Below are 17,621 nucleotides of genomic sequence, written 5' to 3'. Positions count from 1 at the left end.
TCCAACTCGCTCAAAAATACCAGTTTCTGCAGCGGCACACTGCAGGGCCTGCCTGCCAACTGGAAGAGGGAACCAAAGGTGAAACTCATCATTGCAACAATCAAACCATTTAAGCTGGAGGAAGTGCGTGAAGCGCTCACCGAAGCGGGTGTCCGCGGCTTGATGGTCACGGAGATCAAGGGGTTCGGCGCGCAGTCGGGCCATACAGAGATTTATCGCGGCGCGGAATACGTCGTGAATTTTGTTCCGAAAGTGAAGCTGGAGCTGGTCGTCGCCGATTCCGTGGCCGACCAGATGGTCGAGGTCATCTCGCGCACGGCACAGACCGGCAAGATCGGCGACGGCAAGATCTTTGTGCTCGACGTGGAACAGGCCGTGCGCGTGCGCACCGGCGAAACCGGCGAAGACGCTCTCTAACTCAAAGGACAAACCGATGAAAAAGACATATCTCCTCCCCCTCGCCGGTTTGGCAGCGATGATGCCATCGCTGGCACTGGCGCAGGATGCGACGCCGGGCTTCGACGAAATCGGCCCATATATCATGACCACCCTGCTGTTCCTGGTGGGCGGCTTCCTGGTGTTCTGGATGGCGGCGGGCTTTGCTATGCTCGAGGCGGGCCTCGTGCGGTCCAAGAACGTGACGATGCAGCTGACCAAGAACATCGCGCTCTTCTCCATCGCGGCCATCATGTACTGGCTTTGCGGTTACGGGATCATGTATCCCGGTGACTTCAACGGCTACCTGTCCATCGGCGGCTTCTTCACCTCGCTTGAACCCGTGGGCCTCGGTGCCGCGGATGCGGACCTTGGCTATGCCTCGGTCGCGTCGGACTTCTTCTTCCAGCTAATGTTCGTGGCGGCAACCGCCTCCATCGTGTCCGGTGCGCTGGCCGAGCGGATCAAGCTCTGGCCCTTCCTGATCTTCGTCGTCGTGCTGACCGGTATCATGTACCCGATTTCCGGCTCCTGGCAGTGGGGCGGCGGCTGGCTCTCCGAGGCGGGCTTCTCCGACTTCGCCGGTTCCACCATCGTGCACTCCGTGGGTGGCTGGGCCGCTCTGGCCGGTGCGATCGTGCTGGGTCCGCGTCTGGGCAAGTACAAGGATGGCCGCGTGAACCCCTTCCCGGGCTCCAACCTCGCGCTCGCAACACTTGGCACGTTCATCCTGTGGCTCGGCTGGTTCGGCTTCAACGGCGGCTCCCAGCTGGCAGCGGGCACCGTGGGTGACATCACCGACGTGGGCCGCATCTTTGCCAACACCAACATGGCCGCCGCTTCCGGTGCCGTGACCGCGCTGATCCTGACGCAGCTGGTGTACAGCAAGGTCGACCTGACCATGGTGCTGAACGGCTGTCTCGCCGGTCTGGTGTCCATCACCGCCGAGCCGCTGGCGCCCTCGCTCTTCGGTGCGCTCTGGATCGGTGCCATCGGTGGCGTGATCGTGGTCTTCACCGTCCCGATGCTGGACAAGTTCAAGATCGACGACGTGGTCGGTGCCATCCCGGTCCACCTGATCGCGGGCATCTGGGGCACCATCGCCGTGGTGTTCTACAACAGCGACGCGTCGCTTGGCACGCAGATCACCGGCATCATCGCCTACGGTGTCTTCACCTTCGTGGTCTCGCTGGTCCTGTGGTTCATCCTCAAGGCGGTCATCGGCATCCGCGTCAGCGAAGAGGCAGAGATCAACGGTCTCGACACCTCGGAGCTGGGCATGGAAGCCTATCCCGACTTCTCCAAAGGCTGAGTTCTCCCCCTCGGCAAGGGAAAGGCCCGGAGCAATCGCTCCGGGCCTTTTCATTGCCGGGCGGCATTTCTCGAATGGTGGGGTGAACCCCACCTTACGGCATCGCGCAGGGCGGGACTCACCCCGCCACTTTTCCTGCCGCCTATACCTTCGCCTCGAAGGTAAGCACGCCCGCATCGCTCAACCGCTTCACCACCGTCTCGCCCATCGCCGCACCGGGTGTCCAGATGCCGCCCCTGGCCTCTGTCCCATCGCGCAGCAAGCACAGCGCCGCCTGGCTGATCATCATCGAGGTACAGCCATAACCTGGGTCCTTGTCCCCCGACACCCGCACAACCCCGGTGTGTCCGTCCAGCCCCGAGCCATGCAGCGCGATGGTGAAGAACCCGTTCTCGCGCTCTTCCTTGGAAGGACCGTCGCCCGGCTTTAGCTTGGACTCGCCCATGCCGCCGCCGGGCCCCATCGACGCGATCTGCTTGGCCATTTGGGCCCCTTTCTCACCCGGCCCCGTAACCATCATCTCGTCGTAGACAAAGCCCTCACCCCAGGGCAGGCCCGCCAGTACGTTCGTTCGGTGCACGTTCTTGACGTTGATCACCGCCATCACGAAGGGCGCGGCCCAGGTGCCAAGGTCCTCGTCTTCGACCGGTGCCTGTCCATGCGGCTGTTTCGGCCCCTGGAAACCGGGCGTCAGGCCGAAGGGGCTGATCATGACGTCGCGCACCGCGGGGTCCGCAGCCGCAGCTTTGGTCGAGCCGATGAGGCTTGCCACCGTGCCGCCCGATGGGCCGCCCTGAATGCGTTCAACCCGGCCTTTCACGCGGGGGAAGGCACCGCCAAATTTCTCTTGCGCGAGGGTTTGCAGATGCACGACCCCGAGGTCCGAGGGAATGGAGTCGAACCCGCAGGAGAACACGATCCGCGCACCGGTCTCTTCGGCCCGAGCCTGATGTTTCTCGATCATCTCCCGCATCCACTGCGGCTCGCCGCAGAGATCGACGTAATCCGTCCCCGCCTCGACGCAGGCCCCAACAAGCTGAGAGCCATATTGGGCGTAAGGCCCCGCCATGGCGATCACCACCTTGCTGCGCGCCGCCAGCTTGTCGAGTGCTGGCCGGTCCGTCGCATCCGCCTCGATCAGCGTCACCCGGTCGACGCAATCATTGGCCTCGGCGACCGCGCGCAGCTTGTCGCCGTTGCGCCCCCCAAAAGCGAGCCTGAGGTCAGGGTCGTTCATCCCGGCCAGGTATTCCGCCACGAGCGAGCCGGTAAAGCCCGTCGCCCCGTAGATGGTGATGTCGATGTCACGTGCGCTCATGGTCCAGTCCTTTCCTTTGGGTCAGCACTATCCATGACAGGGCGGGATGCCTGCCGTCAAAGGGTGAAGAGGCGAAATTCCGCCCGAACCGAAAAGACGTCGCGTCGCCAGCCGTTCACCCGACACTGGACGTTGCGCGCAGGGCAGGTGTTGGAATTGAGTTGTATCTTGAAAGATGAAGCGGGACGCAGCACTTCATCTTTCCCCTACAACTCAAATGCGCGACGGGTGGGTCATACACCCACGTCGATGATCGCCTTGGCCAGGATGGGCACCGTCAGCTCGTTCAGACCCGCGATGTTCATCCGGCTGTCCCCGATCATGTAAATGCCGTGCTCGCGGCGCAACTGCTCCACCTTCTCTGGCGTCGTGCCGAGGCGTGAGAACATGCCGCGATGCTGGGCGAGAAAGCCGAAGCGGTCAGAGCCCGAGAGCCGCTGCAATTCGTCTGCCAGTTGCTGGCGCAGGCCGAGCATGGTGTTGCGCACTTCCTCCAGCTCGGCCATCCAGTCGGCCTTGAGGCCTTCGTCGTTCAGGATCGTCGTGACGATCCGCGCGCCGTGGTCGGGCGGGAAGCTGTAGTTCTGGCGGTTGAGAAACGCCAGCGTGCTTTGGTTCAGATCGTGCCGCGCGGGGTCAGAGGCGATTGCCATCAGCAGCCCGGTGCGCTCGCGGTAGATGCCGAAGTTCTTGGAGCAACTCGCCGCGATCAGGCATTCCGGGACCGCCGCCGCGATCTTGCGCGTGGCGGCCGCGTCCGCGTCCAGCCCGTCGCCAAAGCCCTGATAGGCGATGTCGATCATCGGGGCGGCACCGGTCTCTTGCAGCAGCTTGATCACCGCGTCCCATTCGGCGCTGTTGAGGTTCGCGCCCGTCGGGTTGTGACAGCAGCCGTGCAGCAGGATCACGTCGCCCGCATGGGCCTGTTTGAGATTCGCCATCATGCCGTCGAAGTCCACGCCGCGTGTCTCGTTGTCGAAATAGCGATAGGGGACGACCTCCATCCCGAGGTACTTCAGGATCGACAGGTGGTTCGGCCAGGTGGGATCGGAGACAAAGACACGCGCATCGGGCTTGGCCATCTGGATCATCTCGAAGGCCTGACGCACCGCCCCGGTGCCCCCCGGCGTCGCCGCCGCCGCAACCGTGTTGCGCGGCACCGCATCGCCCAACACCAGATCGATCATCGCGTTGGCGAAAGCCGGATCGCCCGCGAGGCCGGTATAGACCTTGGTATCCTGCGCCTCCCAGATCCGCTGCTCGGCGGCCTTGACGGCGCGCATCACGGGCGTCAGCCCCGTCGCATCCTTGTAGACCCCGACGCCCAGGTCGATCTTGGTGTCGCGCGGGTCCTCGCGGTACATCTGCATCAGCATGAGGATCTTGTCCGCAGGCTGTTCTTTCAGCGTTTCAAACATCAGGCATCTCCCGTTGCCACGGGCACCGTGGGGAAGGCGCCCCACTCGGCCCAGGAACCATCGTAAAGCGACCAGTCGGTGTGGCCCATCCGCTCGAGCGCGAGCGCGAGGATCGCCGCCGTCACGCCGGAGCCGCAGGTGGTGATCACCGGTTTCGCAAGGTCAATCCCCGCCGCCTCGAAAACCTTGCGGCATTCCTCGGGCGACTTCATCGTCTGGTCGTCGTTCAGAAGCGTGTTGAAGGGCACGTTGCGCGAGCCGGGGATATGGCCCGAGCGCAGCCCCTCGCGCGGCTCGGGCGCCTCGCCCCGGAACCGCGCGGCGGAACGCGCATCTACGATCTGGGGATCGCCCAGTTTCGAGGCATGGGCCACCTGTGTCACGTCCCGCACCAACTGGTTCTGCAACCGCACCGTCATGTGCCGGTCGCGGGGGATGGGCGGCATGTCCTCTGTCTCGCCGCCTTCGGCCACCCACTTGGGCAGGCCACCGTCCAGCACTGCGACATTGTCTTGACCCATCAGCTTGAAGAGCCACCAGACACGCGCCGCCGATTGCAAACCTGCGCCGTCATAAACCACCACTTGGTGCCCGTCGCCCACGCCCATGGCGCGCAGGCGCGACATGAACTTCTCGACCGGCGGGGCCATATGCGGCAGGTCCGACCGCGCGTCGGAAATATCGTCGATATCGAAGAACCGCGCGCCGGGGATATGGGCCGCGTCGTATTCCGCCTTTGGGTCCCGTCCCGCGTCTGGCAGGTACCAGGAACCATCCAGCAGCCGCAGGTCCGGGTCCTTGATGTGTTTGGCCAGCCATTCCGTGGACACGAGCGTTTTGGGATCGTCAGCCATGCGGGGAATCCTTTCGACAGAGGTTAATCGTGCCTATCCCCGCAGGAACATGCTGGCAAGGGCAGGCAGCCCCCGAGGCCGCTAGAAACCCGCCAGAGGATCGGTCTGCCGCAGGGTTTCGCGCGCCGATATCCATGCCCACCAGTCGTGCAGCGCCGAATAGGACCGCAACGCGGTATCGCCCTCGGGCAGGCGGGTGAAATAGGAGAACATCGGCGCAAGATGCAGATCGGCCAACGACAGCGCACCGCCTGCCAGTTGCCGCCCCTCGCCCGCGATCTGCTCAAGCACCGACAGCACAGGGCCAGCGCGCCGCAGACCCTCCGCAACCCGCGCCGGATCGGCGCTGCCGCCCAGCACGACCGGCTGATAATACCCCGGCGAGAACACCTGCCGCACCATGACCGGATAGACATCCGCATCCGCCAGCCCGATCACCTGCAGCATCTGCGCCTGCGCCTTAGGGTCGTCTAGCTGCAAGGATGGCCCGCCGCTGATCGCATCGAGATACCGCAGGATCGCCGCCGTCTCGGTCAGCCGGAACCGACCGTGCTCCAGCACCGGCACGCGGTTCAGGGGCGTGTAGCGGGCCAGTACCGGATCAGGCGGATCGGCGAAGGGGTCCGCCTCGACGTACTCCGCCGAAAGCCCCATCTCGCGCAGCGCCAGCCGCACGATCCAGGTATAGACCGAATGTTCGAAACCGATGAGGCGCAGCGCCTCAGCCATGGTCCTTCAGCAAACGCTGCTTCTGCCGTGACCAGTCACGCTTGGCCGTGGCCTCGCGCTTGTCATGGGCCTTCTTGCCCTTCGCGATGCCGATCTTGATCTTGGCCATGCCGCGATGGTTGAAATACATCACCAGCGGCACCAGCGTCATGCCCTTGCGCTGGGTCGCGTTCCACATGTCGGAAAGCTGCTTGCGGCTGACCAGCAACTTGCGCCGCCGCCGTTCCTCGTGGGTAAATGTCTTGGCCTGCTTGTAGGGCGCTATGTAGGAGTTCACGAGCCATAGTTCCCCGTCCTCGACCGCCGCATAACTCTCCGCGATGTTCGCCCCGCCCTCGCGCAGCGACTTCACCTCGGACCCTTCCAGAACGATGCCGCATTCCACGTCCTCTTCAATCGCGTAATCGAACCGCGCGCGGCGGTTCTCGGCGATGACCTTGTAGTTCGGATCGGATTTCGTGGATGATTTGACCTGTGCCATGAGGAGGGATGTAGAGGGCAGGTTGCCTTGGCGCAAGGCTGGAAGCGGCGCGCCGACGGGGGACCTCCAGACAAAGTCACTCCGCCGTCCCAATAACGCCGCATATCGACTTCAGGTTGTGCGAAACACGCGGAGGCACCCATGCGTTTGATTTCTACGGTTCTGGCGCTTGGCCTGACGTTTGCAACACCCGCTCTCTCCTTTTCCATCGACGATCTTCACGCCGCCGTCGCTGATGAGGATTTTGCACTGCTGGAGCAGGGGCTGGACACGGCCCAGTCGGAATATCTCGATGGGGACCGGTCTGCGGATGACATCAGGGCGTTGTACATCGCGCTGTCACGAAGCGCGCCAAAGATGGCAGACTTCGTGAAGTCCTGGTTCGAGAGCGACAGGTCAAACCCTCAGGCGCAGATCGCAAGAGCCTGGAGCCTATACAACGGATCATTGCAGATCGCCCTCGCCGACAACGAATACTCACGGGAAGTCGTCCGTTCGATGCAGGTCGATATGAACGAATTAATCCGCGCGGCGTGGAAGACAGCACCCGACCTTGTGCCGGTCGAGGATGCGATGATCCGCGGTCATGGTCTTCACATAGATTCACAGACGCCGCTCGAAGTGATGGATCTTGCGCTGGAGCGCGATCCAAACTGGGGGTCCATTCTGAGAGCTCTGCACGAGTTGCACGTCACCTCCGCAGAAGTGCAGAAAAACTTCTGTATGTCGGTGGCCGAGGATTTTCCGCCGGTTGATTTTGGACTGATCCGGCATCGCTGCCTGATGACCCTCGCGCTTTGGTATGGGCATCCGGAAATGCTTGATTACGCCTACAAACATCTATGGGACGAAAGCGATCCCGAACTGACCGTGACACGCGTGGCACATTTCGTCACCTGGACGAATTTCACCGGATGGACGCCAGAACAGATCGACTGGGCCGAGCGCATCTTGCTGACCCACCCCGTCGATCAGTTTGAGCTGGTCTATCTCGCTCAGATTGCTGACACGTTTCAGCACAAGGTCAGACATGCGCATGGCCGACACCTGGGTGGCAATAACTCCGTTCACTTCGTGGATGTGTTTCGCCAGGAAAGACTGGCGGTCGCCGAGGACTATTTGGAAAAAGATCCGCTCAATATCGGCCTGATCGATCTGGTTGACGGTGTGGCCCACGCCCAAGAGATGGAGATGTTCCTCGGCAAAGACGGCAACGTCACCTATCGGCCCGTTGCCACGGACCTGTCGGCAGATGAAAAGCGTGCGCGGAACAAGGCTGCGGCGGACCAGCGACACTTCCTCAACCTTCAGAGGCTTACGGCATCGCCCTATCACGCGGAATATTGGCGTGAATATGCAAATTCGGTCGCCCGCAGAAATCTGCCCCATTCCCTTTTCGATGGTCAGGCCGCGCGCCAGAACGCCGTGATCTTTTCAAACGATCCCCTTGCCCAGTTGGAAGGCTTGATTGGCGAAATTGAATCTAACTTTCGAATGATCGAACAAGTCGAAGCCATGCCGAAGGACGAGCTGGATCGGATCCCAAACTGGAAAAGCTTCTACCGCAACACCGACATCTCGCAAAAGGTGCTTTGTCCTTATCTGCGTGCCCGCGCGCTCAAGAAGCATCTTTGCGAAAGCTACCCTGCCTCTGACACCAGATGCCGCGAAAGTGTGCTTGGCCCGGCTGAGCGGCAACAGAGGCTGCTGGATCGCGCGAACGGTGCCCCGGACTGTCAGGGGATCCTGTCTGCATCGCCGGAAGAGCTTTGGTATGATCTGACCGATTTCTCTACTGCGACCAATCAGTCCCGGCAGTAGACTTCTCAATCCCCCAGCTTCGCGTGCACCTCGTCGAGGTCGATCTCTCCTATCGGCATCTTGTTGCCCGGATTGTCGAAGTCGTACTTGAACAGCTCAAAGTCCCGCTTGTAGATCTCGCGGACCAGATGCATCGACAGGTCGTCGAAGTAGTCCTCCACCGGATGGGCGCGCTTGGGCCCGTGGCCCTCGCTTTCGTTGAAGCGCGGCACGTCCTTCAGCTTAACCTTCTTGGGCGTCTTGATCGCGCTCAGGACCTCCTGCATGCCCTCGTTGAACTTCTCGGTCCAGATGATCTTGTCATAGGTCCCGCCGTTCACGATGAAGGTGCTCACGTGGCCCGACATGGCGGACCAGTGGATATCCGGGTCCATCGGGCGGCGCCAGCGTATGGTATCGCGGGCGAAAAGCAGGAAGCGCCGGAAGCTCTGGATCTGGTCGAACTCCTGCTTGCCGTCCTCGCCACCCACCTCGATCCCGTATTTCTGGATCAGGAGCGGCACGAGGTTGCCCCGGTACCGCTTGCCGTTGCGCTGGATGCCGCAGATCTTGTCGAAGAACGACGACAGGATGCGCGTGTAGGGATTGCGCACGCAGGTGAAGGCATAGGAGGAATGGTTGATCACATTCGCGGTGATCGGGGCCTGCGAATGCTCCAGCGCCCACTTGTGCATGCCTGACTGCGCGTCGTGGATATCGCCGTCAAAGAAAGAGCCATGATCCGAATAGAACATGATCTGCCCAATGGTCGAGCAGGCGCACTTGGGGACAACGCGGTAAACGACGCTCTCGCTCTCGGTCATCCAGGTTCCGGGGAAACCCATCCTGTGTCCTCTGCTCGTCTGACTGTTTTTCGCAACAGTTCTGCCTTGCCTCAAAAAAGCAAATTAATGGTGTTTATTCAATCTGTCTTCATCATTATCAACGTAAACAACCATAACAAGTCGTGCAGTACCCGTCTGAATGGCAAAAATCGCCTATATCCTGCTCTGTCACAAGGACCCTGACGCTGTCATAAGACAGGCGCAGCGTCTGACGGCAGTGGGCGACTACATGTCGATCCACTTCGACGCCTCGGCCAGCCCCGTGCACTTCAGCCAGATCACCGAGGCGCTCAAGGACAATCCCAATGTCACCTTCCCCAAGAAGCGGGTAAAATGCGGCTGGGGAGAATGGTCGCTTGTCCAGGCCACGATCAATGCCATGCAGGCTGCCGTCGATGCCTTTCCCAGGGCCACCCATTTCTACATGCTCTCGGGCGACTGCATGGCGATCAAATCCGCCGAATATGCCCACAAGTTCCTCGATGAAAACGACGCCGATTTCATCGAAAGCTTCGACTACTTCGAGAGCGACTGGATCAAGACCGGCTGGAAGGAAGAGCGGCTGATCTACCGCCACTTCGTGAACGAGCGCGAGCGCAAGAAGCTGTTCTATTTCCTCTTCGAAGTGCAGAAGCGCCTTGGCCTCAAGCGGGAAATCCCCGAAGACCTGCAGATCATGATCGGATCGCAGTGGTGGTGCCTGCGCCGTCACACGATCGAGGCACTTCTGGACTTTATCCGCAAGCGTAGAGACGTGGTGCGCTTTTTTCGCACCACCTGGATTCCCGACGAAACCTTTTTTCAGACCCTTGTCCGCCATCTGGTGCCCAAGGAGGAAATCCGCTCGCGCACGCTGACCTTCCTGATGTTCACCGACTACGGGATGCCGGTGACCTTCTACAACGACCACTACGATCTGTTGCTGAGCCAGGACTACCTCTTTGCGCGCAAGATCAGCCCGGAGGCGCAGGACCTCAAGCGCCGCCTCGGCCTGCTCTACCTCGCCGAAGGTGTGAAGTTCCAGATCAGCAACGAGGGGCGCAGCCTGTTCCAGTTCCTGTCGGGGCGGGGCCGCATCGGACGGCGGTTCGCCACCCGTTTCTGGGAAACGGAATCCACTCTCGGTCGCGAGCGAGAGATGCTGATCGTGGTCTGCAAGAAATGGCACGTCGCCAAGCGCGTGCTCGAGCGCATCCGGCAACTGACCAATGTGCCGGCCATCGAATATCTCTTCAACGAAGAGGACACGCCACTGCCCGATCTGGGTGGCATCCAGAAAACGCTCGAGAAACGCCACCGCCATCGTCGCGCCCTCATGCGGATGCTATTCGACTACTTTGAAACGGATAAGCTGATCGTCTGCATGGACCCTGCGAACATCGAGCTGTTGAACGATTTCGCCTCGGACCGCTCGGTCACCCGGATACTCGAGATCGAATGCCAGTTCAGCGATGAATACCTGATTGGCCACGCCATGCGCGTCGGCCTTGCGGGCGACCAGACCTCGACAGAGACGCTTGAGCGCCTTCTGCCCACGATCCGCAACGACATGGTCCACGAAAGCGACCGCATCCGAGATGCCCAGTTCGAGAACCTCACCCGGATGCGCGAGATCGCCGGTCCGGATAGCAATGCCAGCGCGTTGTCGGAGTTTCTCTCTATCCCGCCGGAAAAGGCGCTGGAGGTCTCGGCGACGGAATATCTGTTTGCCGACTGACATCGCGGAAGTTGTGACCGAGGGTCAAGCTGGCTCACAGGAACGGCTCAGATCGGATGCCCGCGCGCAGCACTTCCCACCATGGCCACCAGCGATTTCGCGATCTTCTCCTGATCCTTGTTCCCCTTGCAGGCCTTCAGCAGATTATCGCATTCCTTCTTGAGCTGCTTCTCGAAGGTCTTCTGCTGCTTCTGCGCCTGCTGAAAAACCTTCACCGCCTTGTTCGGCATCATCGGTTTCGTCACCTGCTTGCCAGTGGCCTTGACCGTGCTGGAATGCTTGGCAAAGATCGAGGCGATCTTGTTCACCGACGCCATGATCCCCTTCAGCGTGCCCGCATCATTGCCCTTGGATTTCTCGAAGTTCTTTCCGAAATTCCTCACTTTGACCGACGAGACCTTCATCTTCGACGACGCTATCTCGATGTTCGGATAGGGGATCGGAACGAAGGGCGCAGGTGGCGCCGGTGTCTTGCACACGTCCGGAAAGGTGATTGAGACACCGCTTTTCTTCTTGTTTGATGACGCCGGGAACATGGTTTGAAGAGTACCACTCAGGGACCTTCCGGTCCACAAAACCAGACTGCGGGGAAGACGGTTTCAGGCTTTTCGCTACCCTTGGATGATCCCGACAACCAGCCCTGATTGGTGCATCGGTACGCTGCCACAATCAAGAGATGTCTTGCGACGCAGCAGGGCTCCTACAGCACTTCTTCTAGTGCTTCCCCGTCCACGTCCCCAGCCACCGCCGGAACGCACCGCGCTTTTCCTCGAAGTCATCCTCGATCGCCTCCAGCGTCGGATCAATCCGTGACTGCCGGAACCGCCGCCAGCGCACGTAGATCGCCCAGAAGAACGCCGCGATCAGCAGCAGGATGAAGATGTTCAGGACCGGTATGCCCTTTGAGGCATCCGGCCCCTCGACCGGTGTGATGGAAATCGCGTTGGGAAAGATCGAGAAATAGAAGTTCCGCCAGCCGTAATGCTTGACGATGTACCACTCCGGCGCGGCCTTGGTCGAAATCGCGTCATTGGCCTCGGTGTAAAGGTTCGCGGTATCCAGCTTGAAATAGGGCGGCCAGCCCCAGCCGGTATCCTCGTTGCGGTAGACAATCGGAGACCCGTCCGGCCGCACCGCCTGGATGAACTGCACGTCCCGGTTCGACAGCGTCACCGACTGATCGTCCGGATCGGACCAGAAGATGCGTGTCCAGTCGCCAAGGTCCTGCCGTTCCTCATAGGTGTTGACGATGCGCACCACGTCCTTCTGCGGCAGCGTGTAATGCAGGAACGCCGCAAGGATCAGCCAGAAAGTGATCCAGAAGGTCCATTTGATTATCCGAAACATCTCAACCCCTCAGTAGTGATTGGTCAGATAGATGATCACCCCGATCACCACCAGCGGTACGACATAGACCAACAGGATCAGCTTGCGCCTGATCGACCCATCGTAGCGCTCAAGCCCCCGCTGCACAAAGGTGTCCCGGTCCACCAGCTGCTTACCCTCGTGCCATTTCTTCCTCAGCTTCGACCGCCTGACCGCGCGTGAATAGAACGACAGGCTGACGTAGATCACCGTCAGCGCGACGAAAAGCATCACGATCAGTCGGACAAATCCCAGCATCTATCTCCCTCTCACCGCGCCCCAGGGGCCCACGCGGGCGATCATGTCGGGCACCGGCTCCGGCCTTGGCTCTTCCATCGGCGCGTCATGGCCGAACAGCGTCTCGCGCGCACCCGCCTTGTCCACCTGATACTCGGCCACGAGGAAATCCACAACGAAAGCCTTCTTTTGCTCCGGCCAGCCCGCATAGGTGCGATAAAACAGCTCTTTGTGGCAGATGAACATCTGCCGCGCGTCCTTGGGCGCAAGCTCGGCCAGCAGCATGTTGACCAATTCCGCGTCCTTGGTATCCGCCGCGCGCAGCGTGTAGAAATACGCCGGATGGTCCGAGGATATCCGCGGCCAGCTTCCCCCGTTCTCGGCCCAGCGCACCAGGGCGGCCAGAGCATGAAACTCCTCCGGCAGCATGTCGTGATACTGCCGCGCCAGCCTGCGCATGTCCGCGCGTGTCACCCCCGTCAGGTCCACACCCCGATCCGCCACCGCATCGACAAGGATGAAATCCATCTTCTGCCGCAGGATCGCCGCCGCATGGTCGCGGCGCCCCTCGACGATGGTCTCGGTCAGGTCGTTGTATTCAAAGAACTTCGCGATCTGGTTTCGCTGGCTGCCGTCAAAGACATACTTGATCGGCAATTCCCCCAGATGCCCCGCCCCCGCAGGTGCGATCACCGCCGGATGCTGCACGTCCTGAAACAGGTACAGCCCCCCGAAATGCGCCGTCCAGTAATTCCGCTGGTCGAACCCCATCTGCTTGAGCCTCACCGGATTGCGCACCACGTCCCCGGTCCTGCCCGCCAGCTCGATCATCTGCGCGATCAGCACATCGTCGTACCACCCGTCCGGCTCCGTCTTGAACCGCTCGACCATCTCTCCCAGCTTCTCGGCGTCGCGCACCGTGCCGCCCACGGTATCCGCCTCCACCTCGACCCGCCGGATATCGAACAGCCTTTGCGGCGTGGAGACGTCATAGACCGAGTTCACCAACTCCCCCGCCACCGCATCCCGAGCCGTCAACGCAAAAAGCTGCGCCTCATTGGCATCAATGAACTGCCGCAGGATGCCGCGCGAGGTGGAGAACTTGGTGTTGAGGAGCGGGCAGTGCCGCTGCTCGACCGAGAGCAGGATAAACTGCCGGTTCACGCCCGCGTGGTTGAGGTAGAGGTGGTCTAGCAGCTCATCCCCCACCTCGGGAGAATAGCCGGAGATGTCTATGTGGAAATCGGTGAGACCTGTGGTCTTGCCGGTGAGATGTTCGAGCGCCCGGTTGTAACGGTCGATGAGCGCGGGGGAGGCAACGTGGAAGAGGTTGCCGAACATGAGGCCGTGGCGGATGAGGCGGTTCATTTCATTCTGACCCCAAGATCTGGGCAGAGGCAATGTCCTCTTTTAGCCTTTTCCATTCCGCTTTCAGATACTTCCGGCTGGCGACGGTTAAGTTCGATAGGGCTAGATGGTGCTTGGCGTCATTGCCAGAGGTTTCAGAAACTTGCAAAAGAGATTCCGAAACGGCCATCGCCAATGGCTCAGCAGGGTTCAACCGCATTTCAATCTTCATCGAGAGCCCATAGGCTTTTGCCACATCCTGCGCACTCTCAGGAGAATATGACAGACGAAGCAGTTCAGAGATATCATTTCGCATCTCTGATATCCAGATTTGCCGAAATTCCGCCAACTTCAGCTGGGCGGAAATGCTTCGATTAACTCTATCTCTACGTTCAGCGTACCACCCTGCAAGGTAAGTCGTGTAGATCGCAATCACACTGACTACGAATATCGTCCCTAGAGATAAAAATATTGCGTTGTAGCGCTTCAGAAAGGCATTGGGATTTTCCAGAACCCCAGGGGCCGCAAAACTCATGGCCGCCCAGACAATCAAAACCACCAGGATTAGAAGCATTATACCTCTGAACATCTGGTCCAAACTCACCGCTCACCCCCCAAAAACCGCTTCTTAGCCTCTTCCATCCGCGACATCTCCCGGACCGCGTTCTCAATCGCCACCTCATCCGACTTGTCCGCATAGCGGAACTCCGAATCCGCGTAGCGGTTGATCTCCTGCACCACCATCTCCACCGTGATCGGCTGGCGCATCTCCGCGATCATCGCTTTCTTCTCCTCGTACCCCTTGAACAGGAACCGCTCCGGCTCCTCCATCCACTCATCCGGCAGTTCGAAATCCATCGCCCGCACCTTCACCGCGTCCGTGATGTTCTTGATCGCCCGCCCCGTGAACCGCTCATCCGCCTCCTGAATGCCCTTCAGGTACGTCCCCAGCTTGTTGATCGTATCAAGCTCCCCCACGCGCTCCCGCACCGCCTCGAACACCTTCAACAACCCTTCCTCATGCGGCTTCGAATGCGATTCAAACGACGCCGCCACCGCCCGCTTGATCTCCTGCGCCTCGAACACGTTGTGATCCCCCAGCGGAATATCGTGGTTCTTCCCCATCAGCAGCCAGAGGATATCGACGTAATCCTCCCGCGTCTGCGGCCCGTCCACGAGGAACCGCGCCCCCGCCCGCTGCCGCAGGGCATCGTCCACGTTCTCCGGATAATTCGAGAACATGCCAAAGGTGCAATTCCCCCGCACCAACGTATTGGCCCCTGCAAAGCTCTCCATCAGCACGGCGGTAATCTCCAACTGCCCCGCCGAAGACTGCCGGTCCCCCCGCTTGCCCGCGAGCTGATCAATGTCGTCAATCGTCCCGAACCCGATCACCGAAGGGTCGATGATATTGTTAACAAACGCCTTCGCATTCTGCCCTGACTTGCCCTGATAGCTGTCGATATTGTCGGTCGAGAGGTTCTGATACCGGAACGGATAGCCCGCGTTCTGGCAGTACTCGTTGATCAACCCCGCCATCATCTGGATAAGCGTCGTCTTCCCCGTCCCCGGCTTGCCATCCCCCATGAAGGTAAAGATGAACCCGCCCAGATCGACAAAAGGGTTCAGCCGCCGCTCGAAGTCATAACACATCAGCATCTTGCTGAGCTTCAGCGCCTGGTACTTCGCGATATGGTTCCCCACCACCTCGTTGGGCTTCTTGAAGGTCATGGTCAGCGTGGTCGACTTCGCCTTCGACGCCGGCGTGAACCCCCGCACCGTGAAATCATCCGCCTCCACCCGCCAACTCGCCGCCTTGAACCCCTCCAGCCGCGGCATCGTCTGCGCCCGCAGCGCCACCTTCTCCATCAGGGCCTCCGCAAAGGCCGAAACCGTCGCCACCAGCTTCGCATCATCCGTCCCGTGAACGGAGATATCCTGATCTAACTCCCAAAGAACCCCATGCAAGGCCGTCTGCCCGTTATCCACGAGCACTTCCTCCACGTCCCCCACCTCGACCGCCGCCTCCGGCAGATGCGGCGACAAGAGATAGGCCGTTGCATTCCCAAACACGTAAAGCGTCACTACGGCTTCCGCCGCCAGCAACTCCCCGAACTCCGCCTTGCGCGCGGCAGGCAGCGACCCTTCCAGGTTCGCCCGCTTCAGATCGCCAAGTCCCGAGGTCTCGGCCACGTTCTCCGCCACCGCCAGCGCAATCGCGATTCCCCGCCGCAAGGCGTGCAGCACGGTCGACTGCAAAGGGGTCATCAAGGCATCGTCATCCGCGCCTTCGACCCGGCCGATCAGTGAAACCGCCCCCGCCGCCACCCGCCGCTGGGTGACCAGCCCCGGCGTGGTCGAGCGAAACCGCCGCCGCGTCCCGATCCCCAAGGACCGCTCAACCGCGTCACCCTCCCCCCGCGCCGTCCCGATTCGGGGCGCATGATCGAACCCCTCCAGAAGCGCCTGAGCCACCGCCACATGGGCCGCAATATCCTCTTCCCGCAACTCCATCGCGTCAGACGTCTGGCTCATCGCACTCCCCAATCTCTTTCTGGCTGAATAAAGTCCCCGCCGGAGGCTGAGGATCGTGAAGCGATCCTCAATATTGCAACACCCGCCCCCCGGCGCTCACCACGAACTTGCGCACCCCGGCAAAGCCCGCCGGTTTCTTCTCTTCAAGCACCTGGAACACCCGCGCCGGCAGGATGATCGACCGCTCCTGCCGCGTCGCCCCCAGGTCCTCCCCCCGCGCCTGCGCGAAGGGATCAAGCGCAAAGACCTGCCGCTCGACGGTGGAAAACCACCCCGCCTTCTGCTCGATCACGCGGTCACTCAGCAATTCCTCCTCGGTCCAGACCAAGGCCCAGTCCTGACCCTCCGGCGCCTTCGCCTCCGCCAGCACCTCGCGCAGCGGCCCCGCCTGCCGGGTGTAGGCGTCGGAATACATCGGCCCCAGATGAAACCGCCGCAAACGCTTGGGATGCAGATCGTCGAAATCCTCGTCGAACCCCTTGGCGATGGTCAGCAGTTTCAATCCGCCCAAGGCCTGCGCGGCCAGATGTGCCTGTACCTCGGGCCAGCGCCGCTGGTCCTTGGGCAGCCCGATCTTTCCGGTGTCCTCCAGTTCCATAAGGTAGATCACCGGCAGGTTCACCTGGCTGTCATAGGTCGCCCAATGCAGCCGGAACTGCCGCCGCCGGTCCTCGACATTGCCCAGCCACTGCGATTGCGGATCGTTCTGTACCCAAAAGAGATCGCCCTTCGCCAGCTCCTCGTAGTAAAGCCGCTGCGACAGCGAGAACTGCAGCTTCGTCGGGATTTGCCGGTCGCCCAGGATGGTCTGCACCATCTGGTCTTTCAGCCCCTCGACGCTGACCATCCCGTCAAGATGCGATGCCGCCTGCTGCGCGTCATTGGCCATCTTCATGATTTCCTCGGCCACTGGGAACCCACTGTCGCGGGAGTCCATGGTGAGCGAGCCGAAAAACCGCCCCGTCTCGCGCCCCGCCAGCAGATACTTGAAGCCCAGCGCCCGGAAGGTATGCGTCAGCTTGACGGCATAGCGGGTGAGGATTTCGACCTCGTCATCATTGAGCCGGCCCTCCGCCCGCAGCACGCCCGCCACGTCCAGCATATGCCGCATGATGCCTTCGAATTTGCGGAAATACCGCCGCGAGGCGTAGGTGTCGGACAGGCCGACATGGTCGCGGGTCAGATCGGTCATAAGCCCCCGTTAAAGGGGCGAAGAGGCCCCGGCGCA

General features: G+C 61.0%; 17 protein-coding genes. 4 read left to right on the top strand and 13 right to left on the bottom strand.

What is annotated here, in order from left to right:
* Window positions 1-78: 78 nt before the first annotated feature.
* Complete coding sequence (locus AB2B41_RS01205; protein ID WP_367875910.1) at window positions 79-417, top strand: P-II family nitrogen regulator; 339 nt, start codon at window positions 79-81, stop codon at window positions 415-417.
* A gap of 16 nt (window positions 418-433) precedes the next feature.
* Window positions 434-1,747, top strand: a complete 1,314-nt coding sequence (locus tag AB2B41_RS01200; RefSeq protein WP_367875909.1) for an ammonium transporter — start codon at window positions 434-436, stop codon at window positions 1,745-1,747.
* Between the two features lie 142 nt (window positions 1,748-1,889).
* Here AB2B41_RS01200 and AB2B41_RS01195 read toward each other — a convergent pair whose 3' ends face one another.
* The 5 genes from AB2B41_RS01195 to smpB all read right to left on the bottom strand — a co-directional run bounded on the left by AB2B41_RS01195 (window position 1,890) and on the right by smpB (window position 6,547).
* Window positions 1,890-3,065 carry a saccharopine dehydrogenase family protein gene (locus AB2B41_RS01195; protein WP_367875908.1) on the bottom strand — a complete coding sequence of 392 codons (1,176 nt, stop codon included), beginning with the start codon at window positions 3,063-3,065 and terminating at the stop codon, window positions 1,890-1,892.
* A 233-nt stretch (window positions 3,066-3,298) separates the two neighbouring features.
* Complete coding sequence (locus AB2B41_RS01190) at window positions 3,299-4,483, bottom strand: amino acid aminotransferase (RefSeq protein ID WP_367875907.1); 1,185 nt, start codon at window positions 4,481-4,483, stop codon at window positions 3,299-3,301.
* Entirely contained in the window at window positions 4,483-5,337 is an 855-nt protein-coding gene (gene sseA, locus AB2B41_RS01185; RefSeq protein ID WP_367875906.1) for a 3-mercaptopyruvate sulfurtransferase, read from the bottom strand. Before sseA ends, AB2B41_RS01190 begins: the two co-directional genes overlap by 1 nt.
* A gap of 81 nt (window positions 5,338-5,418) precedes the next feature.
* Window positions 5,419-6,066: a glutathione S-transferase family protein gene (locus AB2B41_RS01180; RefSeq protein WP_367875905.1), complete on the bottom strand. Its 648-nt coding sequence runs from the start codon at window positions 6,064-6,066 to the stop codon at window positions 5,419-5,421.
* Window positions 6,059-6,547 (bottom strand): SsrA-binding protein SmpB, encoded by a 489-nt coding sequence (gene smpB / locus AB2B41_RS01175; protein WP_367875904.1) that lies wholly within the window; start codon window positions 6,545-6,547, stop codon window positions 6,059-6,061. Before smpB ends, AB2B41_RS01180 begins: the two co-directional genes overlap by 8 nt.
* Window positions 6,548-6,688: 141 nt before the next feature.
* Between smpB and AB2B41_RS01170 the strand changes: the two genes are divergently transcribed.
* Entirely contained in the window at window positions 6,689-8,368 is a 1,680-nt protein-coding gene (locus tag AB2B41_RS01170; RefSeq protein WP_367875903.1) for a hypothetical protein, read from the top strand.
* 5 nt (window positions 8,369-8,373) lie between these two features.
* Here AB2B41_RS01170 and AB2B41_RS01165 read toward each other — a convergent pair whose 3' ends face one another.
* The gene (locus tag AB2B41_RS01165; RefSeq protein WP_367875902.1) at window positions 8,374-9,192 is read right to left on the bottom strand and encodes a sulfotransferase family protein; all 819 of its coding nucleotides are present in this window, start codon (window positions 9,190-9,192) and stop codon (window positions 8,374-8,376) included.
* A 139-nt stretch (window positions 9,193-9,331) separates the two neighbouring features.
* Here AB2B41_RS01165 and AB2B41_RS01160 point away from each other — a divergent pair, with 139 nt between their 5' ends.
* Entirely contained in the window at window positions 9,332-10,909 is a 1,578-nt protein-coding gene (locus tag AB2B41_RS01160; RefSeq protein ID WP_367875901.1) for a DUF5928 domain-containing protein, read from the top strand.
* 47 nt (window positions 10,910-10,956) lie between these two features.
* On the opposite strand, the gene AB2B41_RS01155 is transcribed toward AB2B41_RS01160, so the two are convergent.
* From AB2B41_RS01155 to AB2B41_RS01125, 7 genes are all read right to left on the bottom strand, one after another.
* On the bottom strand, window positions 10,957-11,445 hold the full coding sequence (locus AB2B41_RS01155; RefSeq protein ID WP_367875899.1) for a PAAR-like domain-containing protein: 489 nt from the start codon (window positions 11,443-11,445) through the stop codon (window positions 10,957-10,959).
* A 178-nt stretch (window positions 11,446-11,623) separates the two neighbouring features.
* On the bottom strand, window positions 11,624-12,256 hold the full coding sequence (locus AB2B41_RS01150; protein WP_367875898.1) for a DUF1523 family protein: 633 nt from the start codon (window positions 12,254-12,256) through the stop codon (window positions 11,624-11,626).
* A 9-nt stretch (window positions 12,257-12,265) separates the two neighbouring features.
* Window positions 12,266-12,532: a hypothetical protein gene (locus AB2B41_RS01145; RefSeq protein WP_367875897.1), complete on the bottom strand. Its 267-nt coding sequence runs from the start codon at window positions 12,530-12,532 to the stop codon at window positions 12,266-12,268.
* Entirely contained in the window at window positions 12,533-13,879 is a 1,347-nt protein-coding gene (locus tag AB2B41_RS01140; protein ID WP_367875896.1) for a DUF6638 family protein, read from the bottom strand.
* A 1-nt stretch (window position 13,880) separates the two neighbouring features.
* Window positions 13,881-14,432 (bottom strand): hypothetical protein, encoded by a 552-nt coding sequence (locus AB2B41_RS01135; RefSeq protein WP_367875895.1) that lies wholly within the window; start codon window positions 14,430-14,432, stop codon window positions 13,881-13,883.
* 26 nt (window positions 14,433-14,458) lie between these two features.
* The gene (locus AB2B41_RS01130; protein WP_367875893.1) at window positions 14,459-16,393 is read right to left on the bottom strand and encodes an AAA family ATPase; all 1,935 of its coding nucleotides are present in this window, start codon (window positions 16,391-16,393) and stop codon (window positions 14,459-14,461) included.
* Window positions 16,394-16,460: 67 nt separating this feature from the next.
* Window positions 16,461-17,585, bottom strand: coding sequence for a hypothetical protein (locus AB2B41_RS01125; protein WP_367875892.1), 1,125 nt, complete (start codon window positions 17,583-17,585; stop codon window positions 16,461-16,463).
* Window positions 17,586-17,621: the final 36 nt, after the last annotated feature.

It is taken from the genome of Sulfitobacter sediminis, from assembly GCF_040811725.1.
Classification (GTDB): Bacteria; Pseudomonadota; Alphaproteobacteria; order Rhodobacterales; family Rhodobacteraceae; genus Sulfitobacter; species Sulfitobacter sediminis.
This window is presented reverse-complemented; position numbering and strand designations above follow the sequence as displayed.